The 22,553-nt window shown below is 37.7% G+C and carries 18 protein-coding genes, 1 tRNA gene and 3 pseudogenes; 10 read left to right on the top strand and 12 right to left on the bottom strand.

The annotated features are described in order from the left end of the window. Positions 1-196: 196 nt before the first annotated feature. Positions 197-1,093 carry a metallophosphoesterase family protein gene (locus tag J7R12_RS02980; protein ID WP_126603636.1) on the top strand — a complete coding sequence of 299 codons (897 nt, stop codon included), beginning with the start codon at positions 197-199 and terminating at the stop codon, positions 1,091-1,093. Positions 1,094-1,458: 365 nt separating this feature from the next. Here J7R12_RS02980 and J7R12_RS02975 read toward each other — a convergent pair whose 3' ends face one another. Next, positions 1,459-2,367: a cation diffusion facilitator family transporter gene (locus J7R12_RS02975; RefSeq protein WP_126603637.1), complete on the bottom strand. Its 909-nt coding sequence runs from the start codon at positions 2,365-2,367 to the stop codon at positions 1,459-1,461. 799 nt (positions 2,368-3,166) lie between these two features. On the opposite strand from J7R12_RS02975, the pseudogene J7R12_RS09140 reads away from it, so the two are divergent. Then, positions 3,167-3,983, top strand: a pseudogene (locus J7R12_RS09140) (TrmH family RNA methyltransferase). A 67-nt stretch (positions 3,984-4,050) separates the two neighbouring features. Here the strand turns inward: J7R12_RS09140 and mnmA are convergent. Next, positions 4,051-5,259, bottom strand: a complete 1,209-nt coding sequence (gene mnmA, locus J7R12_RS02965) for a tRNA 2-thiouridine(34) synthase MnmA (protein ID WP_126603638.1) — start codon at positions 5,257-5,259, stop codon at positions 4,051-4,053. A gap of 348 nt (positions 5,260-5,607) precedes the next feature. Here mnmA and sciP point away from each other — a divergent pair, with 348 nt between their 5' ends. Continuing rightward, positions 5,608-5,883, top strand: a complete 276-nt coding sequence (gene sciP / locus J7R12_RS02960) for a CtrA inhibitor SciP (RefSeq protein WP_126603639.1) — start codon at positions 5,608-5,610, stop codon at positions 5,881-5,883. A 133-nt stretch (positions 5,884-6,016) separates the two neighbouring features. Here the strand turns inward: sciP and J7R12_RS02955 are convergent, their stop codons facing one another. Beyond that, complete coding sequence (locus tag J7R12_RS02955; RefSeq protein WP_126603640.1) at positions 6,017-6,397, bottom strand: flagellar export protein FliJ; 381 nt, start codon at positions 6,395-6,397, stop codon at positions 6,017-6,019. Between the two features lie 569 nt (positions 6,398-6,966). Here J7R12_RS02955 and ctrA point away from each other — a divergent pair. After that, positions 6,967-7,668 carry a response regulator transcription factor CtrA gene (gene ctrA / locus J7R12_RS02950; RefSeq protein ID WP_126603641.1) on the top strand — a complete coding sequence of 234 codons (702 nt, stop codon included), beginning with the start codon at positions 6,967-6,969 and terminating at the stop codon, positions 7,666-7,668. Between the two features lie 251 nt (positions 7,669-7,919). Here the strand turns inward: ctrA and chpT are convergent, their stop codons facing one another. Then, a complete protein-coding gene (gene chpT / locus J7R12_RS02945) occupies positions 7,920-8,561 on the bottom strand; it encodes a histidine phosphotransferase ChpT (RefSeq protein ID WP_126603642.1) in 642 nt (213 codons plus the stop codon). Positions 8,562-8,777: 216 nt separating this feature from the next. On the opposite strand from chpT, the gene J7R12_RS02940 reads away from it, so the two are divergent. Beyond that, positions 8,778-9,374: a DUF1134 domain-containing protein gene (locus J7R12_RS02940; protein WP_126603643.1), complete on the top strand. Its 597-nt coding sequence runs from the start codon at positions 8,778-8,780 to the stop codon at positions 9,372-9,374. Positions 9,375-9,401: 27 nt separating this feature from the next. Continuing rightward, complete coding sequence (locus J7R12_RS02935) at positions 9,402-10,049, top strand: hypothetical protein (RefSeq protein WP_126603644.1); 648 nt, start codon at positions 9,402-9,404, stop codon at positions 10,047-10,049. 194 nt (positions 10,050-10,243) lie between these two features. On the opposite strand, the gene J7R12_RS02930 is transcribed toward J7R12_RS02935, so the two are convergent. Together J7R12_RS02930 and J7R12_RS02925 are read right to left on the bottom strand one after the other, a co-directional pair. Beyond that, positions 10,244-11,362, bottom strand: coding sequence for a DegT/DnrJ/EryC1/StrS family aminotransferase (locus J7R12_RS02930; protein ID WP_126603645.1), 1,119 nt, complete (start codon positions 11,360-11,362; stop codon positions 10,244-10,246). A gap of 74 nt (positions 11,363-11,436) precedes the next feature. Beyond that, entirely contained in the window at positions 11,437-12,390 is a 954-nt protein-coding gene (locus J7R12_RS02925) for a Gfo/Idh/MocA family protein (RefSeq protein WP_126603646.1), read from the bottom strand. Between the two features lie 157 nt (positions 12,391-12,547). On the opposite strand from J7R12_RS02925, the gene J7R12_RS02920 reads away from it, so the two are divergent. The 4 genes and pseudogenes from J7R12_RS02920 to J7R12_RS02905 form a co-directional block, all read left to right on the top strand. Continuing rightward, positions 12,548-12,624 (top strand) — tRNA-Met (locus J7R12_RS02920). Positions 12,625-13,203: 579 nt separating this feature from the next. Continuing rightward, a complete protein-coding gene (locus J7R12_RS02915) occupies positions 13,204-13,392 on the top strand; it encodes a hypothetical protein (RefSeq protein WP_126603647.1) in 189 nt (62 codons plus the stop codon). Between the two features lie 140 nt (positions 13,393-13,532). Beyond that, positions 13,533-14,030, top strand: a complete 498-nt coding sequence (locus tag J7R12_RS02910; RefSeq protein WP_126603648.1) for a hypothetical protein — start codon at positions 13,533-13,535, stop codon at positions 14,028-14,030. A gap of 11 nt (positions 14,031-14,041) precedes the next feature. Beyond that, positions 14,042-14,525: pseudogene (locus J7R12_RS02905) on the top strand (autotransporter outer membrane beta-barrel domain-containing protein); the annotation flags it as partial. A 626-nt stretch (positions 14,526-15,151) separates the two neighbouring features. On the opposite strand, the gene J7R12_RS02900 reads toward J7R12_RS02905, so the two are convergent. The 6 genes and pseudogenes from J7R12_RS02900 to J7R12_RS02875 all read right to left on the bottom strand — a co-directional run bounded on the left by J7R12_RS02900 (position 15,152) and on the right by J7R12_RS02875 (position 22,505). Further along, positions 15,152-15,919, bottom strand: a complete 768-nt coding sequence (locus J7R12_RS02900; protein ID WP_126603649.1) for an ABC transporter ATP-binding protein — start codon at positions 15,917-15,919, stop codon at positions 15,152-15,154. Beyond that, positions 15,916-16,791, bottom strand: coding sequence for an ABC transporter ATP-binding protein (locus tag J7R12_RS02895; RefSeq protein ID WP_126603650.1), 876 nt, complete (start codon positions 16,789-16,791; stop codon positions 15,916-15,918). Before J7R12_RS02895 ends, J7R12_RS02900 begins: the two co-directional genes overlap by 4 nt. Further along, entirely contained in the window at positions 16,784-17,713 is a 930-nt protein-coding gene (locus J7R12_RS02890) for an ABC transporter permease (protein WP_126603651.1), read from the bottom strand. The genes J7R12_RS02895 and J7R12_RS02890 overlap by 8 nt, the downstream gene beginning before the upstream one ends. Positions 17,714-17,715: 2 nt before the next feature. Further along, positions 17,716-18,789, bottom strand: a complete 1,074-nt coding sequence (locus J7R12_RS02885; protein WP_126603652.1) for an ABC transporter permease — start codon at positions 18,787-18,789, stop codon at positions 17,716-17,718. A gap of 100 nt (positions 18,790-18,889) precedes the next feature. Next, a complete protein-coding gene (locus J7R12_RS02880; RefSeq protein ID WP_126603653.1) occupies positions 18,890-20,506 on the bottom strand; it encodes an ABC transporter substrate-binding protein in 1,617 nt (538 codons plus the stop codon). 373 nt (positions 20,507-20,879) lie between these two features. Further along, positions 20,880-22,505 (bottom strand): annotated as a pseudogene (locus tag J7R12_RS02875) (ABC transporter substrate-binding protein). Between the last annotated feature and the right edge of the window lie 48 nt (positions 22,506-22,553).

The following is a 22,553-nucleotide window of genomic DNA, read 5'->3' as shown; positions in this document are numbered from 1 at the left end:
TACGGAAAATTACGCCCTGATAAGATAACGAAAAACATGATATAGGATGTCATCTTTTTATTATTGCAAAACCAATCAATTTCCCGCAAGCTTTTTTACATTTTCAATAAATTGTTTTTCATTTTGCAAGCCTCTCTTGCTTCAAAAATATTCTCATTTGTCTTATATTTTTATTGCCTAAATCGTTTTCAACGTTATGCTATCGTCTATGTTTTACCTTGCCCATATATCAGATGTGCACCTTTCACCTCTGCCACAACCTTCTTTATTTGAACTTTGTGGGAAACGTCTTACCGGCTATCTTAATTGGCAAAAAAAACGCAAGCACAAAATGGCTACAAATGTTCTAGAAACTTTAATGGATACCTTAAAACAAACAAATCCTGATCACCTTGTAATCTCTGGTGATCTTGTTAATCTTGCTCTGGATAAAGAATTTGAACAAGCACGCAATTGGTTGCTTACCCAAGGCCAGCCTCAAAATATTTCTATAATTTTTGGCAATCATGACGCCTATGTCCGTGGAGCATTCCAAAAAGCCTGTACTTTCTTTCAACCGTGGATGACAGGTGATTTCCCTCAAAACCCTCCCTTTCCTTATATGCGCGTTCGCAAGAATGTCGCCATTATAGGAACTTCCTCAGCCATCGCTACCCCCCCTTTTCAAGCTTCTGGTTATTTTGGCAAAAGGCAAGCGCAAGCTTTATCAAAACTTTTAAACGAAGCTGCAACACGCAATCTTTTTCGGGTTGTCATGATACATCATCCTCCCTTTCATCATGCAACCTCTTGGCATAAAAAATTATGGGGCATTGATCGTTTCCTAGATGTTATCAAACACCACGGTTGCGAACTCGTTCTTCACGGTCATACCCATCTTCCCACATTGCATACTCTTAAAGGAATAAGGGGAACAATTCCTGTTGTTGGTGTCGCTTCTGCATCGCAAGCTTTTGGTGATAAAAAACCACCCGCAGGCTTCAATTTATTTGCTATTGAAGGCTCTCACCAACAATGGAGCTGCCAATTGCAACGTTATAGTCTTATCAATCAAAACAATGAAATAGCCTGCACTGAAATAATGAATCTTTAAACACTTTACAAAAACACTCCCAAAGTTGCTAAAACAAGCAAAAAACAAAAATATTTTTGCGTCATATCCCTTTATTAAGTCTCTCCTCCTCACTTCTAAGGTAAACCACCAATCTGATGATAGATTGCTTTCTCTTGAGGTGTATTTCATCTTCTGATCACTTAATGAGAATGCTGTATTCACTCCACAAGCTCTACGAGTGAATCCCTCCTTAAATATTCCGTTTAACATTATTTTTTTATGTTTACTTGATGCAAAAGAAAACGAAAATGAGATACAAACAACCATTATTTACATATGATGCATCCTTATAACTCTCCTGAAACACAATATTCTACGATACTATAAACAATGAGGGAATTTTTTTATATAAAAGGAACAACCGTTGTACCGAGAGGCAACTTAGCCTCATTTTCAGGCTCAACATGAATAGAAATACGCACATTATCAAATTCTTTTTGCAGAACAGCTTCAATTTTGTCACAAATCTGATGTGCCTCTCCTACAGACATTACAGCTGGTACAACCAAATGAAACTCTATAAAAGTGACTCTCCCAGAAACACGCGTAAGCAAATCATGGACTTCAAGCGCACCCTGTGCATTTGCAGAAATAAGTTCACGAATCCGCATAGTTTCATTCAATTCAACACCAACATCCATGAGCCCTTGAACGGCACTGCTAATCACCTTCCAACCCTGCAAAAGAATATTAACAGCAACAATGATTGCTAGAATCGGATCTAAAATACTCCATCCCCCCATAAAACCAGCAACCAAACCAATTAAAATGGCAACAGAAGTAAAAACATCCGTTATGAAATGCACCCCATCAGCTTTAAGAGCCGGTGAACGGTGAATATTCCCCTGTCGAATAAGAACAAAACCCCACACGTAATTGATGATACTTGCAACAAGATGAATCACCAACCATATACCGGGTTTTTGTAATAACTTAACGGTCGAAAGAGCTATCCATGCTTCTCTTAAAATGATAACTGCTGCAATAATGATCAGAATTCCTTCAAGAATCGCAGAAAAATATTCCGCCTTATGATGTCCGAAAGGATGATCATGATCCGCAGGCTTCATACTGACTTTCACAGCCCACCACGCTGCGAATGTAGCAAGTATATTGACGATTGATTCCAATGCATCAGAATAAAGCGCAACCGAACCAGTAATGTGATACGCCCAATATTTCAAAGCAAAAACGATACAAGCAACGAAAATAGAGTATAAAGTTAAGCTTTGTATATTGGTTTTTACATTCATAACCATACCCTCTTCTTCACTCAATAAGAAAGAACACTTTCAACCACATGCCCTATGATATTTTTGACATGTCACCAATATTTTCTCAATATCACAAAAGCTTATTATACAATAAACATCTCCCAGAGCGCATCATTGTCTTGCAACAACAGCCAAGCTATAGGATATAACATAACACATAGAATCATGTGGATATGACTCAAACAAGAAAAAAGAATTCTCTCAAAAGAGACCACCCCCATTACCTCCATGATCAATAAATTCTTGAGTCGCTTAATACCGCTAAGTTCCTATAATCGCAAAAACATCTGTTATCTTTTCTCAACCTTATTGTATTTCATATGCCGTTTATCAAACTTTTACGCATATCAAACGCATTGAGAGAGCAGCATAATTGCGCATCAGCAAAAAAGATCGCTTAGCATTCTGCTGCAATCTTACACCTCAACATGTCAGAAAAATATGACTGCTAAAACAATTTAAAAAACTATTTTCAGAAAAAAAGAAAGACAATGACTCCCCAAAAAGAATCTGGGCATTGGGGACCCAGATTCTTTTCCCTTAGAAATTTAAGGGTATGCAGAGCTTAGGAAATAGCGGGGACCCAAGACCCTGCACCCGACACGAGAACAAAACTAATTGTATCGCACTCGGTATCTTCTTAATATACCAATGGTTGTATTTTGTCAACACAAATTCTACCATAGGTTTATAATAATATTTTTTTCGTCTCTCTCTCTTCAAAATAAAGCAAACATTTAAAATCTAGCAATTTTAAAAAAAGCACTAAAATCCGCCTATACATTTGAATATTACAACAATCTCCGAAACTGATGATATACGTTTGAGAGACTATCAGAACATCCACGAAAAAGATCTTGTTGGTTGGCAACAGCAATTTATTGCTGAAGGTAAGGTTATATTGTCAGCATTACTGCATTCAAAAGAATTTTCTGCTCTCTTCCTGCTAATAGTAACAGAACGCCTTCCTGAACTTATGCCTCTTTTGGAGCAAACACAACCAACATGTCCCATTTATTGCGTTTCGCAAAAAATTATGGACAATATTGTAGGGTTCCATATTCATCGTGGTATATCCGGTATAGGTAAACGCAAAATGTTACCGTCATTACAAAATTTTTTACAAGATTTATCAAAAGAAGCTTTGATTCTCGTTTTATGCGGTATCTCTAATCATGATAATATGGGCGCAATTTTTCGCAACACAGCAACCTTTGCCAATAATGGCATTATAGTTGACAAAACCTCATGCGATCCCCTTTACCGTAAATCAATCAGAGTTTCTGCTGGCACTGCTCTAAAGGTACCCTATACACGAGGTGCTGATATGAGTAACATTCTAGAAACTCTCCATAATACAAATTTTCATACTTATGCACTTTCCCCCGTCTGCGTCATGCACTCTCAAGCAAGCAAAAACACCCAAAAGAACCGCGCTTATTTTGGGAACAGAAGGTGATGGCTTGCCATCCCATGTACTAGAAAAATCAGAAACTTTACGTATTCCCATGGCTTGCGGTTTCGATAGCCTCAATGTTGCGACAGCCTCAGCTATTGGATTCGCCCATTTTTGTGATTTTGCTAAACTTCACTAATCATGATAACAGTTCAAGTGGAGGAAAATATCCCCCAATCATACCACTTCTCTTCATAAAAAGCGGTTTAAGTTTGGAAAGCAACAGCTGTTTTTGTTTCCAGATTGCACAAAATGCGCTTCAACATCACTTCAGTATCAGCAGCACGTTGCGAATGTGTCACAAACCCACCCCCAAGAACACGTGCTGCATCACCATTTCCATCATAAAGAACACAAGCTTGACCTGGTGCTACACCATTCTCACGTTCCAACAAGTCAACGGAAAAAACCCCCTCTTGATAATGTAAGCGGGCAAGATGTGGAGGACGCGTTGAACGAACTTTTACAGCCACCTCAACACCCTCAGGAGGGAAATTATCCAACCGCTCATCGCCAAGCCAATTTACATCACGCAAAAAAAGCTTATGTGTTTCCAACATTTCACGCGGACCAACAATAACACGCGCATTTTCTACATCGAGATAAACCACATAAAGTGGCTCCCCCGTTGCAACACCAATACCGCGACGTTGACCAACAGTATAATTAACAATCCCCGAATGTTTTCCTAAAACCTGCCCATCAATATGCACAATAACTCCAGGATTGGCGGCTTCTGGACGCAATTTTGTGATAACATCTGAATATTTGCCCTGCGGGACAAAGCAAATATCTTGGCTGTCATGTTTATGAGCAACAACAAAGCCCATTTCCGCGGCTATTTCACGAACACGCGCTTTCGGAAGATCCCCCAGTGGGAAACGCAAATAATCAATCTGCTCTTGTGTCGTTGCAAAAAGAAAATAACTCTGATCACGATCATTATCGAGAGGACGAAAGAGTGCCCGATGCACACCATGGGGGCGCGAACGAATATAATGTCCCGTTGCCAAAGCATCTGCACCCAATTCGCGCGCTGTCGCTAACAAATCAGCAAATTTAACCGTCTGATTGCACGCGACACAGGGTACTGGTGTCTCACCGTGTGCATAACTTTCTGCAAAAGGATCAATCACCGCTTCACGAAATCGCTTTTCATAATCAAGAACATAATGGGGTATCCCCAATGTCTCTGCTACGCGGCGGGCATCTTCAATATCTTGCCCAGCACAACACGCCCCCACCCGATGCGTTGCAGCACCATGATCATAAAGCTGTAACGTAATCCCAATGACATCATACCCTTCCTTTTTCAAAAGGCCTGCAACAACGGATGAATCAACCCCCCCCGACATTGCTACAACAACGCGAGAATTCTCAGGTTGTCCTGGTAAATCAAGACTGTTTAAAAACATATATTCATTCTCTATTAATGGATACCCATTGCTTCATGTTCTTATGGGCGCTTTTCATTATTCTTTTATATTGTTTTTTTACCCTTTCCACAACCAAGAGTATCATTTTCCTAAAAGAGCCTGCAAACAAAAAAAGAATGATAGAAATAAGGCACAATGAAAATCCTTTTTGCTCTTTTAAAAAATCCGATAAAAACATTGCAATAGGCTCTTCTACGCACGTCATTTGGCATCCTATTTTTATGCACTAGCTTACTTTATTAATTTTTTCTTTCGACGTGTTTAGCTCTTTTTTAAATTTCATGTTTTAAAAACGAATCAAGTCCTTGACTCAAAGTAGAGGATACAATGACCAATTTGATAAAAACACAAATGAAATATGTTATTGGGCCAGATGGAAGTCCACTTACAATCGCCGATCTACCGCCGAAAACAACAAGGCGCTGGGTAATCCGTCGCAAAGCTGAAGTTGTTGCAGCTGTGAGAGGTGGGTTGTTAAGTCTTGATGAAGCGTGTCAACGCTATACTTTGACCGTAGAAGAATTTCTTTCATGGCAAAGTTTAATTGATGAACACGGTTTAGCTGGATTACGAACGACCAGAATCCAACATTACAGGTACTAGCTGCCATTGATAATGATTTAATAGCGGCTCAAAAACACTTTAAAACAGCCAACCTTTTAACAAGTTTGGCTGTTTTTTTGTGTTTTCAGTATATAAGCATCTCAAAGAACTTATTTTCAAAAACTCACTTTTATCATCCAGTCATTGAGTGAGAATGAATTGAATCATCATCCACAATTGCTTTCTTTTCCCGTGCCTCAAGAAGCTGTGCATGTTGCAACTCTGTATTGATTTCATGGAGCGCAATTTCAGCATTTGTTTTTTGAATCTGCAAATCACGAATCGAATTTATAAGATTATCGCGCCTTTTCCGCGCCGCACGAGCAAGAGCAGAATAAGCAAAATGGTTTACATCATTATTTCCAGATTTGCGCTCTTCATTAATAATTTGTGCTTCCAGTTCTAACACCATTCGCTCAAATTCTGCGATCATCATCTCAAGCTGTGCAATTTCACGACGCTTTCCACGCACTTGAAACATCCTTAATCGCACCATACTTTCCCGTGGCTTCATACTCACTACTCCTCGATTGCGCCAACTCAAAACGCGTCTTCGCATTCTTACATGAACTTCTCGTTATACTCTTTCTAACGAAAACAGTCCTTTTTGTAATTTAAAACTATAATTTCTCGACATCCTTAAAGCATCGGTGAACACAACCTGCTTTAAAAAGATATAACTCTTTCTTTACTTTTCACCTGCACTATAGAATGAAGAGGTTTAAAGCTCAGTAAATAAAAACTGAAATTGTAAAAAAGTAATTTAAAATGATCTCTTATAAGATCTTTTTTAAGTTAAAAATTAAGTGAAAAAGTGCTTCATTTTTCATGGAATGAAAAGATATGCGGTTATTTCTAAAATAATTTTGTAACCTCTTTCAAAAATAAAAATATTTTGTTAACCACTATCATAGATAGTGGGAAATTCAGTGGTGATTGTTACGCGTACTACTGAAATATTCATAGACACTTTATGTTGTAAGTGTTTGATTTCATGGATTATTTTTTATCACGGCTGGTAAAAATGCTATTGATAAAAAAATGCTCCTTTTGATTCGAAGGAGTTAAAGTGAGGGATCTAAAATGCGCGTATTATTAATTGAAGATGATAAAGCGATGACTCAAAGCATTGAGTTAATGCTAAAGTCAGCGAACTTTAATGTTTATATCACTGATCTAGGTGAAGAAGGAGTCGATTTAGGTAAGCTTTATGACTATGATATTATTTTGCTTGATCTAAATCTCCCTGATATATCAGGCTATGATGTCTTGAGAACCCTAAGATTGGCAAAAATAAAAACCCCTGTCCTCATTCTTTCTGGTATGAATGCCATTGAAGATAAGGTCCGTGGTTTTGGCTTTGGTGCAGATGATTATATGACGAAGCCATTCCATAAAGATGAGCTTATTGCGCGTATTCATGCGGTTGTTCGTCGCTCTAAAGGGCATGCGCAATCGGTCATTGTTACTGGCGATCTCACCATTAACCTTGACGCAAAAACCGTAGAAGTTGCTGGGCATCCTGTTCATTTAACTGGTAAAGAGTATCAAATGCTAGAGCTTCTGTCTCTACGCAAAGGTACTACACTCACCAAGGAAATGTTTCTCAATCATCTTTACGGTGGAATGGATGAACCAGAACTTAAAATTATTGATGTCTTTATCTGTAAACTGCGGAAGAAACTGGAAGCAATCTCTTCTCATGTAAACTACATTGATACCGTTTGGGGACGTGGTTATGTGTTACGTGATCCGATTGAAGAGAACGTCCGTAAAACCGCTTAAGCAGTGAAATGCACATTGTAAAATCTCGGAGTGTAGCGGGCCGAGATTTTTTCTCTGTTACAAGGAACGGCTCGCACACAAATAATCTCTTGTGTATAGAAAATGCTTAAGGCTTTAATAGTCCAGACATCCGGTTTGCAGATACAATCTAAGCCCTCTTTTCCTTACATGGCTTATCTTCTAAACTTCCTCCTCCTCGTGCCACAATAATAAGCTCAGATCTTGGCACAACTCCCCCTAAAGGGAGAGCATTAGTGCTTCTCTTTTACACTTTCCAAAATAATACAGCCTTCTGTTTCCTCGATATTTATTTGCATATCTGTTATCTCAGCAAGAAGCAGTGTGTAATAAAATTGGATGGCATGAGCATCAACAAATTCTTCTTGAATGTCTCCTTTATATAACGCAATAAAATGAGACGGAATACGTAAAATTTTACCGGAAATCTCAAATCGAAAAGAAAGCTTCTTTTCATCCTGCAAAATCATAACAACGATTTCTCCTTCACGAGAAACTGTTGCATTTGCAATCAATAATAAATTAAGCAAAAGCTTAACATCATTTTTTGGTAAAAGCAGAGAAGGTGCCTTCCATTTTAAAATTGCTTTTTCTTCCTTCATATATTGTTGTGCGACTTGCTCAGCAGAACGTGTATCTATTTGTCCCCCACTTGCTCCTGCAAAACCAAAAGCCAATCGCGCAAATTGTAGACGTGCAGAAGCGCTTGAAACAGACAAACGCACCAATTGCAAAGCATCTTCTTCAGCTCCTCCTTCATCATAGAGCTCCATCGCATTTTGAATAGCGCCAACAGGTGAAATCAAATCATGGCAAATACGACTACAGAGCAAAGCAGCAAGATCGGTAGGCTTCAAAGAAACAGCTAACGTCATAATTATTGAGAACTCCTAGATTTAAAAATAAACTTCATTTTAAAGAAAAACTCTTAACATCCAATGCATATATACAAGGAACTTTAACAATCAGGATCATTTTTTTCAGAAACAAATTCAAGAATTGAAACAAATTTATATCTTATTTTTTATTTGAATAGAATAAAAATCCTAATATTATCTTTTTGTTTGTAACTAATAAAAGGGAAAAACTCTATGAATCTCTCTCTTCTCATGCGCTGGAACAAAAATATTGTATCTATCATCTTCCTTTTATTCGTCATCATAAACACTGCAAATGCTCAACTCCGACCAATAGAACGAAATGAACCCCATTATTCGCTGCAAGAAATTATCGATTCCGGTCATACTTTTTTTGGAAAAACTGCCAGCAGTATAGCTGTAGCAATTCAAAATATCTTTTCACAATACGGTTATCCCAATGCCTATATATTAGGGGAAGAAGCTTCTGGTGCTTTTTTTGCTGGCTTAACCTATGGTGAAGGAAAACTTTTTACCAAAAACTATGGTCAACATAAAGTTTTTTGGCAAGGTCCCTCTGTGGGATGGGATCTTGGCGGACAAGGTTCTCGTTTAATGATATTAGTTTACAATCTTAATACTATAAATAATTTATGGGGACGCTATGGCGGTATTTCAGGTTCGGCCTATTTAATTGCAGGTGTTGGCTTTCATGTTCTTAAACGCCACAATGTTTTATTAGTTCCAGTACGTACAGGAATTGGCGCACGTCTTGGCATTAATGTGGGATATTTAAAATTAACGCCCAAACCAACATGGAACCCGTTTTAAACGAACTTTTACTAATAAAGAGGTTTTATGCTTATCCAATCGTTTCTTTTTTTTATTTTTGGTGTCGCTTTTACCTCTTGGTTACTCGTGCTTTTTGCTCCTCTTATTTGGCGCAGAGCTATTCATTTTGCGCAGAAATATGTTTCTGCACAAATCCCGTTATCACACACTGAGATGCAAGCAAACTACGATTTTCTTCGTGCACAACATGCTGTGGAACAAGTACACAACGAACAAAAATACGATTCTTTGCAAAAAAAATATGCTCAACAAAAAATGCAGCTTAGCCAACTAACAGAGCAGCTTTATCGATTATGTCTTTCCACACAAGCCCCCTCTTCCTCCCCCCAAAAAGCATCCGCAATCGAACAAAATTCTGATGCAACAAATACTTTTATAATGGAACTAAAAACTATGCATGAAAAAATTGCACATTATCAGAAATGTTTAGAAAAAATTCAAACCAACGAACTTGACAGCACAAAGAACCAAAAACTCCTAAATGAATTGCGTGAAGAAACAAAGGAATTAGCAGCAACATTAGCTGCTCAAATAGCATTACAAGAGGGTGAATCATCTCCCATCAACATATTGACCCAAAATTCTAAAAGTAAAAATGACCTAGCCTCACATATTCAGAAAAAAATAGCCTCCAGCAAAAAAACACCTCTTTAAATTGTCTTTTAAAACTCCTTAAGTGAAGATCGAGAATGATAAACACTAATGGTTTCATACAGAGAGGTAAGCTATTCTCTTAGCAAAAGAGCTACTCATTCTGACTTTTTTTTAATTACAAATCAAAAATACTTTTCAAGATGGGACAAAACCAAAACCCACTCTTAAACGACCTTTAAAAATAAAATATCCTCTCAAGAATAATAAAAATCTCTTATTTTCTGGATAACCATATCCTGATCAGTTTGCGTTAAATAAGGATGCATCGGTAAACTTAAAACGCAATTCCCTAAAGACTCTGAAACAGAAAGAGAATTTTTTACAGAAGAAAAGTGTTTATAAGCGGGCTGTTGGTGCAATGGAGTTTTATAATAAACCATTGTAGGAATAGATTCTTTCTGTAAATAGTCCTTCAATTTATCACGTTCTTCCACCTTAATCGTATATTGTGCATAGGCACACCGCACATTTTCTCCCACTTCTGGAACTGTGACAATATCTCTTAACCCCTCGGAATAACGTCGAGCAATTGCCACTCGCCTTTCCATCTCATCTTCAAAGATCTCAAGTTTTTCTAGCAAAATTGCAGCCTGAAGAGTATCCAGACGTGAATTCATACCGATACGCACATTATCATATTGCGTTTCACCTTTACCATGAAACAAAATAGAACGTAAAAGTGCTGCCAAGTTATCATCATTGGTCATCATAGCGCCTCCATCGCCATAACACCCCAATGGTTTTGCAGGATAAAAGCTTGTCGCGGCAACATTACCAAAAGCTCCGCACATAATATTATCGCTTCTTCCCCCCATCGATTGAGCAGCATCTTCAATAACAAAAAGATTTTCCTTTACCGCGACTTTAGCAATTTGCGCATAATCAGCAGGAAGCCCAAATAAATCAACAGCAATAATTGCCTTTGGTTGAAGGCGCCCCTCTTCTTTAATCATTTTGATTGCTTCACAAAGTTTTTCAACATCCATATTGAATGTATCAGGCAAAACATCCACAAAAACAGGCTCTGCTCCGACTAAAGCAACAACTTCAGCGGTTGCGGAAAACGTGAAACTAGGACAAAAAACAGCATCCCCTAGACCGATATTATGAGCCATAAGAGGCATTTTCAATGCATCGGTTCCATTAGCGCATGCAACCACATGTTTAACCCCAAGATAATCTGCTAATCGCTCTTCAAACTCTGTGACTTTTGGCCCTAAAATATACTGTCCACTAGCGACCACATGCGCAATTGCAGAATTAATTTTATCTTCAATGCGCACACGTTGCGCTCCAAGGTCGATGAATTGCATATTAACTCCATTGATCATCACAATAATGTACGAGCATTACTTCTCTTCTATTTTAATAAGAATTGATACTTTCTTTAACAAGAATTGACACTAGCAGCAGTTAAAATCCGTAAAACAGCAATAGCATCATCGCCATTTGTGCGAGGCAATTGACGCGTTTCAACACAATCAAGGAAATGTTGCAATTCGCAAGTAAGTGGCAAGCCTTCACAAACATCAATGTAATTCAACGCATCAGTGCTAAAAGCCCACTCTTGATTCTCTTTCCAAACAGCAAAAGGGTGCAAGGCTAATTTACGGTTCCATGGTTCCATATCATCAAAAACGAGCATAGCTTTTGTGCCAACAACCGTTAAGCGCCTTTCACGATAGGGACTAAAACGTGAAGTAAAAAGATGACTCCCTATACCATTTGGAAAAGTCATATGAATATGAGCAAAGTCAGAATGCTGATCAATGACACCAGTCCCCTCGCCACGAACCTCAGAAGGTTCACATCCTGTCAAAGCCAAAATCATTGAGAGATCATGAGGAGCAAGATCCCATAAGGCATCACTTTGTGTATGAAATTTTCCAAAACCTAACCGGTGAGAATAAATATAACGGATATCTCCCAATTCTTCCTTTGCTATCAATTCACACATTTTTTCAAAAGCAGGGTGAAACCGTAAAATATGGCCAACCATAAAAATTCGCTCATATTCACCAGCAACTTGGACTTGATGTTCAGCATCTGCTACATTTAATGCAATTGGTTTTTCAACCAGAACATCCTTACCATTTTTGAGAGCACACAGGGCATTTTCTGTATGAAATTGTGGAGGCAAAGCCAGAACCAATGCATCAATATCTTTACGAATAAAAAGATCTTCAGGCGCAATGGCTTCAACCCCATACATGCAAGCAAAGCTTTCAGCACGCTCCACATTCATATCAGAAACTGCTGCTAAAGCCCCAAGTTGTTGGAGTGTTCGTATATGATTCCCACCCCAATGACCGCATCCTAAAACCGCTACACGTGGCACCATTTTTATGCTTTACCCCTGCCCATCAATAAAAAAATATATTTCTCTTCATTCCATATCGGGGATGAAATAGAATGACAAGAGAAAAGCTTAAAAACGATGCTTGACATCTTACTATTCTACCTCTTATATCCGCAAAAGTGAAATGAGTTGCAGATTTGGCGGAGTAGCTCAGTAGGTTAGAGCAGAGGAATCATAATCCTTGTGTCGGGGGTTCAAATCCCTCCTCCGCTACCATTTTATTTTTCAAAAAGTTTTTTGTAGCTTGTCGGCTGTATAGAGTTTGTCATTAGGCTTTGTACATTTTAATACGAAATATTATATTAATTTGTTTTTTCAAAGAATTTTCAAGAGGCTCTCAAAGGGGGGCAAAGATCACTTTAAACCTCCTGATATTTTTGTAAGAATTCTTCAAAAATCTTTTCCCATCTGATTTTGAAATGGCAACATCAAAAATCTTTCATTTGCACGGTTACAGTCACGCAAATACCGTTATGTTCACTAATTATTTTCTCTCTTAATTTTAGCTAAATGAAGATTAATACAAAAAGATACCTCCCATTAATAAAAATATCACAATAATAATAAATATTATAAAATAATTTAATTCATATTTTAAATATAGAATCAATATTAATCAAAATATAATAAATTATAAAGTTAAATAAAACATTCTATATTTTAATATAAAGTTATTATTATACTTTGACATAAAAATTAAAACAATCTATGTCATACGAAGATAAGCATTCATTTGATATCCTTTTTGTAAGCGGAGGGAAAAATGTATGGGGATTATAAGTAAGGAAAATATCAATGTATAATAAATCTCTTTTATTCTGTACAGCTGCTATAGCTGTCATACTGCTTGGCATTCATTTCAACGCATATGCCGAAATTCTTAATGCTGATAGTGGAGAAGTAAAAAATGAATCTGGAAAATCCTATAATTCTATGATGCAATTAAGGCAACAAACGGTAGAAAAATCAACGGCCAAGGTTTAAAAAATAACTTCTTCTGATCCCGAAAAAACACCACTGCTGTAGGGTCGAATAATTCTGGTAGTGAAATTAATTTAAAGGACACAACAACCATTGAAAAATTCAAAAAAGGACTTGAGACCCAAAATGGCGGCATAATCAACATGACTGGTGGCTCCATTACGGCTTCTGAAATTGATGCTTCTTTCAGTTCTAGCAAGAATGGTATGAACACGCTGGAAAATATGAAAATATCGAGCGGTAAAGATGAGTCCTTGATGGATAAGGGGATAAGTGCCGACAAAAGCATTGTGACTTTAAACAATGTAACCATCACACAAGCAGAAACAAGCATATTTGCAGATAATGATTCCACAATAACAACCTTTCGAGGATCGTTTGAGGGGAAAACTGATGGGGTATATGTTCAAAACGGCGGCACCATTATTTTAGAAGACAATACGACATTTTCCTCATCTGATAGCAATGGACTCCATGCAGAGGATTCAGAATCTAAGATCACAATGACAGGAAAAACCATAATTGGGAAAAAAGCTGCATTATTAGCAGAAAAAGGTGGACAAATTGATGTCATAGATGCTGCTTTCATAACGTATGACATGGGCACTGTGGGGCAAAAGCTGATGACACAGACAGCATGATCGAGTTAAAAGGCAAAACAGCAAAATTGAAAAATGCCAAGATGTTGAGTATTTCCACCACTGTTGGCAAACAATTTGCCACCGGAACGGAAGGTTTAACATTTGAACCACAAGCACAGCTTGCCTATCAACATTTGATGTTTGACACCATCACCGATGTCAATAATTTCACCATTGATATGAACAACCCTCATCAATGGATGATCCGTGTTGGCGGATGTTTGACCAAAACCCTTTCCACTGAAAACAACCGTCCGATGTCTTTCTATGGAAAAGTCAACTTACTCAAAACATTTGGTGATGATGGTACCATCCAGATTGGCAGAGACCTTGACCTTGATCCTATGGGAACTGCAATTGAAGGCAGCGTTGGCATTAATGCGCAACTCTCCCATAATTTCTCTCTTCATGGTGATGTCAATTATCAACAAAAGCTTCAAAAAAACCGGTATATCTGGAGCAAGTTTTTCCGAAGGAATACGTTATCAGTTTTAAAGTAAGACTGTAACAACAAACCTCTTGTTATTTCTTTATCACAAAGGGCAGCACAATGTGCTGCCCTTTGTTTATAAAACTTATTTTTCTTTCTTTTAAAAAGCTCTTCTCACTTTTAAAATGTGAACTCAGCCAGCATATTTTAACAACTGTTATTAATCATTAATACAATGATTAATAAGTTTCTTTTTCAAAAAACTTTTCCTTACTTGATAAATAAAATATCAATTTTTAATAAAGAGAAAATAAATTTATACTATAATAATGACCTTATAATTTTATAAAAAATATATTTAATAAATATAAATTGTTATTTATTATGATAAATACTTATTTTAATACAATAAAAGTTTATGAATAGAAATTTATAAGAAAAAACAGTGCCATCATATCAGAAAAATCATACAGGCTATAAGTCATCTGTATGTCTTACAACACGCTACACCTCAGAGTATCAAAATATATAGCGAAAACTCTCTCAGAAAATTTATCACTGATAAAAATCCTATAATATAAGAACAGAATACAAAAACCTATATTCCAACAACGATATAGAACATCTCCAGAAACTAAAATAGAAAGCAATGTATTTTCTCTTCTGTAGAAGCTCTCATACTCTTTCTTCTCTAATGAATAATAGGTTCAATACTTGCTTCAAAAAACATCTTTGTATAGTGATGTTGTGCGTGCAAATTACGCAAATCATCATTGCTAAGCTCTTCAAGAATAACCCCTTTATGCATAATCCCAACACGTTCACAGATGTGTGCAACAACAGCAAGATCATGGGATACCATCAAATAAGTGAGCTTTTTTTCCTCTCGTAATGATTTCAATAAGTTTAAAATTTCGGCCTGTACCGATACATCCAAAGCAGATGTCGGCTCATCAAGCAGCAAAACCTCTGGTTCAATAATCAAAGCACGCGCAAGAGCAATACGTTGACGTTGTCCTCCAGATAATTCATGCGGATAACGATAAAGAAATGACGAATTTAAACCAACAGAATTTAAAGCATCACGTACTCGCTCTCTTGGATTATCCATACCATGGATTTTGAGAGATTCAGAAAGAACAGTATGAACCATTTTTCTTGGATGCAGCGAAGCATAAGGATCTTGAAATACCATTTGAATTCGGCGTAGAGACTCCTTATTCCTTTTTTTTTCTACCTCTTTTCCATCAAAAATAAAACGCCCACTATAGTCTGAAATAAGTCCAACCAATGTATTCAAAATAGTTGATTTTCCACATCCTGACTCACCAATCAACCCATAAGCTTCACCACGCTTAATATGAAAATTAACATTTTTAACAACCGTTACGGACTTATGTCTATGCCCAAAGGTTACAGATAAATTAGACACATCAAGTATATTCGCACAATGGGTCATGGAGCAACTCCTTCAACACCATTAACAATTGTAGGATTATGCAACCAATCAGGATCACGTTCAGGAACAGCCAAGACATCAACAGGATTATCAAGCCGTGGCAAACTTGCTAGCAGAGCTTTAGTATAAGGATGACAAGCGCGAGACAAATCACGCGCAGGCAATTCTTCTAACACACGCCCCGCATACATAACCAAAACACGATCACAAAAATCAGCAATCATATTCAAATCATGACTAATAAAAATAAGTCCCGTTCCAGATTTAGTCACAAGTTCATCCAGCACTGATAAGACTTGACGCCTTACTGTAATATCAAGTGCAGAAGTTGGCTCATCTGCAATAATGAGATCAGGTTTAGGAATAAGCATCATAGCAATCATTACACGCTGTCCCATACCACCTGATATTTCATGAGGAAAAAGACGCATCACATGTTCAGGATCACGAATATGAACAGATTCCAACATAGAAATTGTCTTTTTCCGTGCATCAGCTTTTGAAACACGGTAATGAATACGGTAAGCCTCCATAATTTGCTGCCCAATCCGTATTAACGGATTAAGTGAATATTTCGGATCCTGTAAAATCATTGAAATACGCTTACCCCGAATAGTTCGCATCTGAGGTTCACTTGCACGCAATAAATCGATACCATCAAAGCGCATTTTTTTAGCTTTGACAATTGCTGCTCTTGGACTCAACTTGAGTATTGCGCGCCCAGTCATTGATTTTCCAGACCCAGATTCGCCAACAATGCCAATTTTTTCCCTTCCCACAGAAAAACTAACACCACGCACAACTTCTGAAAGACCGAGTGTCGTAGGAAAAGAAATACGTAAATCTTCTATCTCTAATAATTTTTTAGCCATTACGTGGATCCAATAAATCACGAAGCCCATCACCCAAAAGATTGAAAGCAAGGCTTGCTAACAATATTGCACAACCTGGTATTGCCGCTAACCACCAATTTGTCATCATAAATTCACGCCCAGATGAGAGCATTGCACCCCATTCAGGACTTGGAAGTTGAGCTCCTAGCCCCAAAAAGCCGAGACCAGCAGCCGTTAAAATAATTCCAGACATATCTAACGTTAACCGGACAATCACTGAAGGAATACACATTGGTGCAACATGAAACAAAATAATTCGCAAAGTAGAAGCTCCCTGCAAGCGAACAGCAGAAACATAATCAGAAGAGCGTATCGTTAAAGTTTCAGCACGCGCTAAACGCGCTATTGGCGGCCACGCTGCAATTGAAATTGCAATAGATGCATTTTCAATACCTGGTCCCAATGCTGCTGAAAAAGCAAGAGCCAAAATCAAACTTGGAAAAGCGAGAAAAATATCAACAATGCGCATGAATACAGTATCAACCCATCCTCCTATATAGCCAGAAACAGTTCCAACAATGAGTCCTATTGGTCCCACAATAATTGTAGTGAGAAAAACAATATAAAGAGTAATACGTGCACCAAAAATGAGACGACTAAAAATATCACGCCCTAACTCATCTGTCCCAAAATAATGCAACATAGAGGGTGGCTGCAATCGATGTGCTAAGTCATTACTCACAAAATCATTGGTAGCAATCCAAGGCGCAAAAAGTGCACACAAGACAATAACAAGAATAATCATCAGTCCGACTACTGCCGAAAAATTATGCGAAAACTTTATGAATGCGTGAAAAAATCTTTGCACATTAGCTTGAAACATTGATCGCGGAACAGCTTCATTTAACCAACCGCCCAAAGAAAATGACGATTGCGATTTATGATGATTCATTATTGTCATATTCAACGTGTCCTTGGATCAAAGATTCGATAAAGCAAATCAGAAAATAAATTAATGATAACAAAGAAAAAACCTACAAGTAGAGTACATCCAACAACTGCATTCATATCTCCAGCCAAAAGAGCATTTGTCAAGTAATGCCCAAAACCAGGCCAAGCAAAAACCGTTTCTGTTAATACAGCACCTTCTAATAAAAAAGCATAAGACAGCGCAACCACAGTGATAATCTGAACAGCAGCATTACGAAAAGCATGCCCCCAAACCGTTCGCGCTAACGATAATCCCTTCACACGCGCCGTAATGATATATTCCTGATTGAGTTGTTCAATCATAAACCCACGAGTCATACGACTAATATAAGCCATAGCACCAAATGCTAAAATTAAAGCAGGCATAATGATGTGACTGAAGACATTTCCAAAAGCCTCCCACTGACCCTGACGAGCAGTATCCCAAAGAAAAAATCCTGTTTTGGGTTCAAAAGAATATTCATAAATAAAATCAATACGTCCTGGACCACCAATCCAGCTAAGCTTGGCATAAAATACCAATAACGCCATTAGTCCAAGCCAGAAAGTCGGAGTAGAATAGCTGAGAAGTGTAAAAGTACGGACAAAATAATCAATAAATGAATCACGATACATCGCGGCAAAAACACCAAACGGAATACCAAGACTCGTACCAATAATAATAGCAACTGTGGAAAGCTCTAACGTTGCAGGAAAGACGCGCATAATATCTTTCAAGACAGGACGCCCTGAAGTTAAAGCATCTCCAAAGTCAAACAAAAATATCTTGTGAAGATAATTCCAGTATTGAACAATCAATGGCTTATCAAGACCCAACTTATAAAACATTGCATCATAAGCTTCTTGACTGATATTATCACCAAGAATAGCAAGGACAGGATCTAAAGGGAGCAAATGACCAATAAAAAAAGTGATCGTCACTAAACCAAGCAATGTGATAAAAACGGAAAGAAGCAATTTTAATCCCTTGAAAAAAAAGTCCCATACAAACATTCTTTTCTGCTTTTGTGATACTGCTCTTTCAGATTCTGGAAATGGCAAAACCATTATAATATCCCCCTCCATAGCGACCAAACATAAAGCTAACACCTTTTTATATAATTAAGAAAATCCTCATAAAACATGCTCTACATGAACATGCTCGGCTCTATTTTTCTGCATCATTGTAGTAGAGTCTAAAACTATTCCAAACCCATTTTTTTACTGCAGCGCTCATACCGACGGTATAATATGTCTGAAACAAATAAACCATAGGTCCATGTTCAAACACATAATGCTGTAAAGCACGATATTGTGAAATACGCTTTTTTTGATCTTGTTCAAACAAAGCATCCATCACCATTTTATTGATATTTTCATCATAATATCCAGCACGCCAAGCCAAATACATATTGTGCTTTTTTGTAAATGTTGGATCAGGATTAAAAACATGATTTAATGAAGCAGGATGCCCATCAGGATCAGCACTCCCCCACCCCATAAGAGCAGTATCATAATTTCCACCACGCACACGATTCAACAATTGATTTTGTGCCATTTTTTCAATTGTAAGCTCAACACCAATTTTGCGCGCATTGGCTTGAATAGACTGCGCAACAGATGACATATAACTAAGACTACCAACTAAAAGATTAGCTTTAAAACCATCAGGATAACCCGCCTCACTGATCAACTGTTTTGCCTTTTTTAAATCTAGCTTAAACGGCAATCCCTCTTTTTCATCCAAAGCGCCTGGGATTCCTAACGACATATAAGTCGCACGTGGAATTCCTATACCCTTTAAAACAGTGTTGCCAAGACTTTCGTAATCAATCAAATAACGCAACGCCAATCTGACTTTTTCCTGAGCAAAAATTGCCTTTTTATTATTCAAAGAGAGATAAATAATCTGTGGTCGCAACACACGGCTAATTTTGACAGGTCCCCCCCGTCTTTCAATATCCAAAACATCCTCTGAAGAAAGATCACGTGCGATATCCACATCACCTTTTTCCAAAAGAAGTCTCTGACTGGCTGATTCAGCAACATGCTGCACAAAAATCCGCTTAATTTTAGGCACCCCTCCCCAATAATGTTGGGTAGCGTGCAAGACAACTTTTTCTCCTGGAGACCAGCGTGCCAATTTATAAGGTCCAACACAAGCCGAATGGGTAGCCAGATATTTATTCCCCATATCCCCATCAACGCTCTTTGCTTCAATTGTTTGCCGATCAAGCAAAGCAGAAGCATAAGATTGCCCAATCACTGTCATTATAAGTTGGACAGGATAAGGCTTATCCAATTTTAATTGTAACGTTTTATCATCAAGAGCCTGAATATTTGTTTCGATATTGTCTTTCGTAAATCCATAATCCATCAAAGATTGCGCATAGTTCAATCCTAATCTCACAATTCGTTGCATTGACCACACGAGATCTTGTGCTGTTGCAGCCCTTCCATCATCAAACTTTAAATCATCACGAAGATGAAAAACTATTCTTTTCCCATTATCGAAAACATCCCAAGATTTTGCCATAGCAGGACGAATTTTTGTGGGATCATGCTTATCATATTGCACTAACGCACTGCAAATATTCGTCAAGAGTTCACTCGTTACAACTTCAACCGTTTGCGCTGGATCAAAACTGCTAATGGAATCAATATTCCATGCCATTATCAATGTATCTTTAGAGGATGCACTTAAACCCGATGAGAGAGAGCCATTTAAAAAACCGATAAGGCCTAATAAAATACAAAAGTTTTTCAACATCGCTTTTTTTCTCATTTTATCCTTTCCTTTTGCATTTTATTTTATCTTTTTTACAAAAAGTACTTCTGATTTCTTTATTTCATCACTCGAGCAGCATAATAAAAACATCAACTCTCACTGATCAAACATCCGTAAAATACTCTTTCAAGCATTAAACTATAATCGAGCTACATACTAACTATACCACAGTAAACAGATATCTCAAGAAATATTACTTCATACTATTCAACATTACTTATCCCCAATAAACTGCCCTTAATCATAGACTCATATCCCCCCACAGTTTCATAGCTTAAAGAGCTTTTAAAGACTCTACGCGGGAGGATATTTTTTCATAATTTACGTTATGATCACGCTCTTTTTGTTTTTTACAATATTTTATACGCGCTTATTTTTCAATTGCACTATAAAAAATACGTGGTGCGCTATTCCAAACCCATTTTTTAATATCAGGTGTCATAGCGACAACAGCATATTTCTGAAAGATAAAAGCATAAGGTCCTTTTTGCATAAGCTCACGCTGCAAATCAGCATATATTTGTACCCGCTTCTGTGGATCTTTTTCAAACAATGCATCTTCAACCTTTTTATTCATCTCTGCATCAAAATATCCATGCTGCCAACTCGGATAGGCTGTTTTTTTAGCCTCAAATCGATTATCAGGATTATAAATAACGTACGCAGCCATTGAATGAGGATCTGCAGAATCATTATTCCAGCCAACAAAAATCGTATCAAAAGCACGGGCATAAAGTTTTGAAAACAGCTGCGTACCTGCCAAACGTTCAATTTTAAGATGCACCCCAACCTTTTTTGCATTGTCTTGGAGTGTCTGAGCAATGGACAAAGCATAATGAGATGTTCCTACCAACAAATTGACCTCAAAGCCATTCGGATAACCCGCCTCTGTTAAAAGCCGCTTCGCTTTTTGAAGATCAAGTTTAAAGGGCTGTCCTTCTTTTTCATCCAAAGCTCCAAAGTTCCCAAGAGGAATAAAGCTTGCACGAACAATACCATCACCTTTGAGAACGGTCTTTCCAAGAGTTTCATAATCAACAAGATAGCGCATCGCCAAACGCACTTTTTCATTAGCAAAAATAGGGTTCGTCATATTGAATCCCCAATACATCATGGAGGGCTCCAACACTCTTTCAACCTTAATATCTGTTTTTGCTTGGAGATCTGCGATATCCACAGGCGTCAAATCACGTGCCACATCAATATCATGTTTTTGCAACAGTAAGCGTTGTGTTCCTGGCTCCGCAACATGGCGAATTAAAATCTTCTTCAATTTAGGTGCTTTCCCTCAATAATTGGAACTTGCACGCAATAAAAGAGCTTCTCCAGGGCGCCAGCTGCTTAACTGATAAGGACCAACACAAGCAGCATGACTGGCCAAATATTGGTTTCCCATATCACCATTTTTCTCATGTTTCATGATTGTTTCACGATCAAGCAAAGCAGTAGCATGACCTGCAACAACATTGTTAAGAATAAGCTCTGCTGGATAAGGCTTATCAAATTTCATCACCACCGTTTTGTCGTCCGGCGCTTGCAGAGCCTCATCAACATTTTTTTCTGTAATCCCATATTCATTAAAGGTTGCCGCCTTCGCCATTTTTAATTTAACAATCCGTTTCATGCCCCAAACAAGATCACTGGCACGAGCAGAACGACCATCATTAAACTTCAAACCATCGCGTAAATGAAAAGTAAGCACTGTACTGTGATCATCACCTGAAACATCCCAATGGGTTGCCAAAGAAGGAACAATTTTCGCTGGATCATCTGTTGCAGTGCTGACCAAATTATCACAAACATTGAGAACAATTTCATTTCCATAAACGTCATTGACTTTCGCTGGATCAAATGTATTTATTGCATCGAGATTCCAAGCCATCACGAGAGTATCAGCAGGTGTTTTTGCTGAAACATGTTGTACAAACATCCCCAGAGCAATAACAGCAGAAACAAAAGAAGTACTGCTTTTCAAGATCTTTCTTTTCATGTTCATAGACTTTTCCTTTTAAAGTTATTTTATCAATTCATTATTCTCAAATGG

Origin of the sequence: Bartonella vinsonii subsp. vinsonii (assembly GCF_902825235.1) — a bacterium.
Classification (GTDB): Bacteria; Pseudomonadota; Alphaproteobacteria; order Rhizobiales; family Rhizobiaceae; genus Bartonella; species Bartonella vinsonii.
The sequence above is the reverse complement of the archived record's forward strand: the minus strand, read 5'-3'. Positions and strand labels throughout refer to the sequence as shown.

Coding starts and splice junctions, on each gene's coding strand:
- ctrA (WP_126603641.1), top strand. CDS start 6,967: ATGCGCGTATTATTAATTGAAGATGATAAAGCGATGACTCAAAGCATT.
- J7R12_RS02910 (WP_126603648.1), top strand. CDS start 13,533: ATGACTGGTGGCTCCATTACGGCTTCTGAAATTGATGCTTCTTTCAGT.
- sciP (WP_126603639.1), top strand. CDS start 5,608: ATGACCAATTTGATAAAAACACAAATGAAATATGTTATTGGGCCAGAT.
- mnmA (WP_126603638.1), bottom strand. CDS start 5,259: ATGTTTTTAAACAGTCTTGATTTACCAGGACAACCTGAGAATTCTCGC.
- J7R12_RS02975 (WP_126603637.1), bottom strand. CDS start 2,367: ATGAATGTAAAAACCAATATACAAAGCTTAACTTTATACTCTATTTTC.
- J7R12_RS02895 (WP_126603650.1), bottom strand. CDS start 16,791: ATGGCTAAAAAATTATTAGAGATAGAAGATTTACGTATTTCTTTTCCT.
- J7R12_RS02980 (WP_126603636.1), top strand. CDS start 197: ATGCTATCGTCTATGTTTTACCTTGCCCATATATCAGATGTGCACCTT.
- J7R12_RS02885 (WP_126603652.1), bottom strand. CDS start 18,789: ATGGTTTTGCCATTTCCAGAATCTGAAAGAGCAGTATCACAAAAGCAG.
- J7R12_RS02925 (WP_126603646.1), bottom strand. CDS start 12,390: ATGGTGCCACGTGTAGCGGTTTTAGGATGCGGTCATTGGGGTGGGAAT.
- J7R12_RS02940 (WP_126603643.1), top strand. CDS start 8,778: ATGAATCTCTCTCTTCTCATGCGCTGGAACAAAAATATTGTATCTATC.
- J7R12_RS02915 (WP_126603647.1), top strand. CDS start 13,204: ATGTATAATAAATCTCTTTTATTCTGTACAGCTGCTATAGCTGTCATA.
- J7R12_RS02900 (WP_126603649.1), bottom strand. CDS start 15,919: ATGACCCATTGTGCGAATATACTTGATGTGTCTAATTTATCTGTAACC.
- J7R12_RS02935 (WP_126603644.1), top strand. CDS start 9,402: ATGCTTATCCAATCGTTTCTTTTTTTTATTTTTGGTGTCGCTTTTACC.
- J7R12_RS02930 (WP_126603645.1), bottom strand. CDS start 11,362: ATGCAATTCATCGACCTTGGAGCGCAACGTGTGCGCATTGAAGATAAA.
- J7R12_RS02880 (WP_126603653.1), bottom strand. CDS start 20,506: ATGAGAAAAAAAGCGATGTTGAAAAACTTTTGTATTTTATTAGGCCTT.
- J7R12_RS02955 (WP_126603640.1), bottom strand. CDS start 6,397: ATGAAGCCACGGGAAAGTATGGTGCGATTAAGGATGTTTCAAGTGCGT.
- J7R12_RS02890 (WP_126603651.1), bottom strand. CDS start 17,713: ATGACAATAATGAATCATCATAAATCGCAATCGTCATTTTCTTTGGGC.
- chpT (WP_126603642.1), bottom strand. CDS start 8,561: ATGACGTTAGCTGTTTCTTTGAAGCCTACCGATCTTGCTGCTTTGCTC.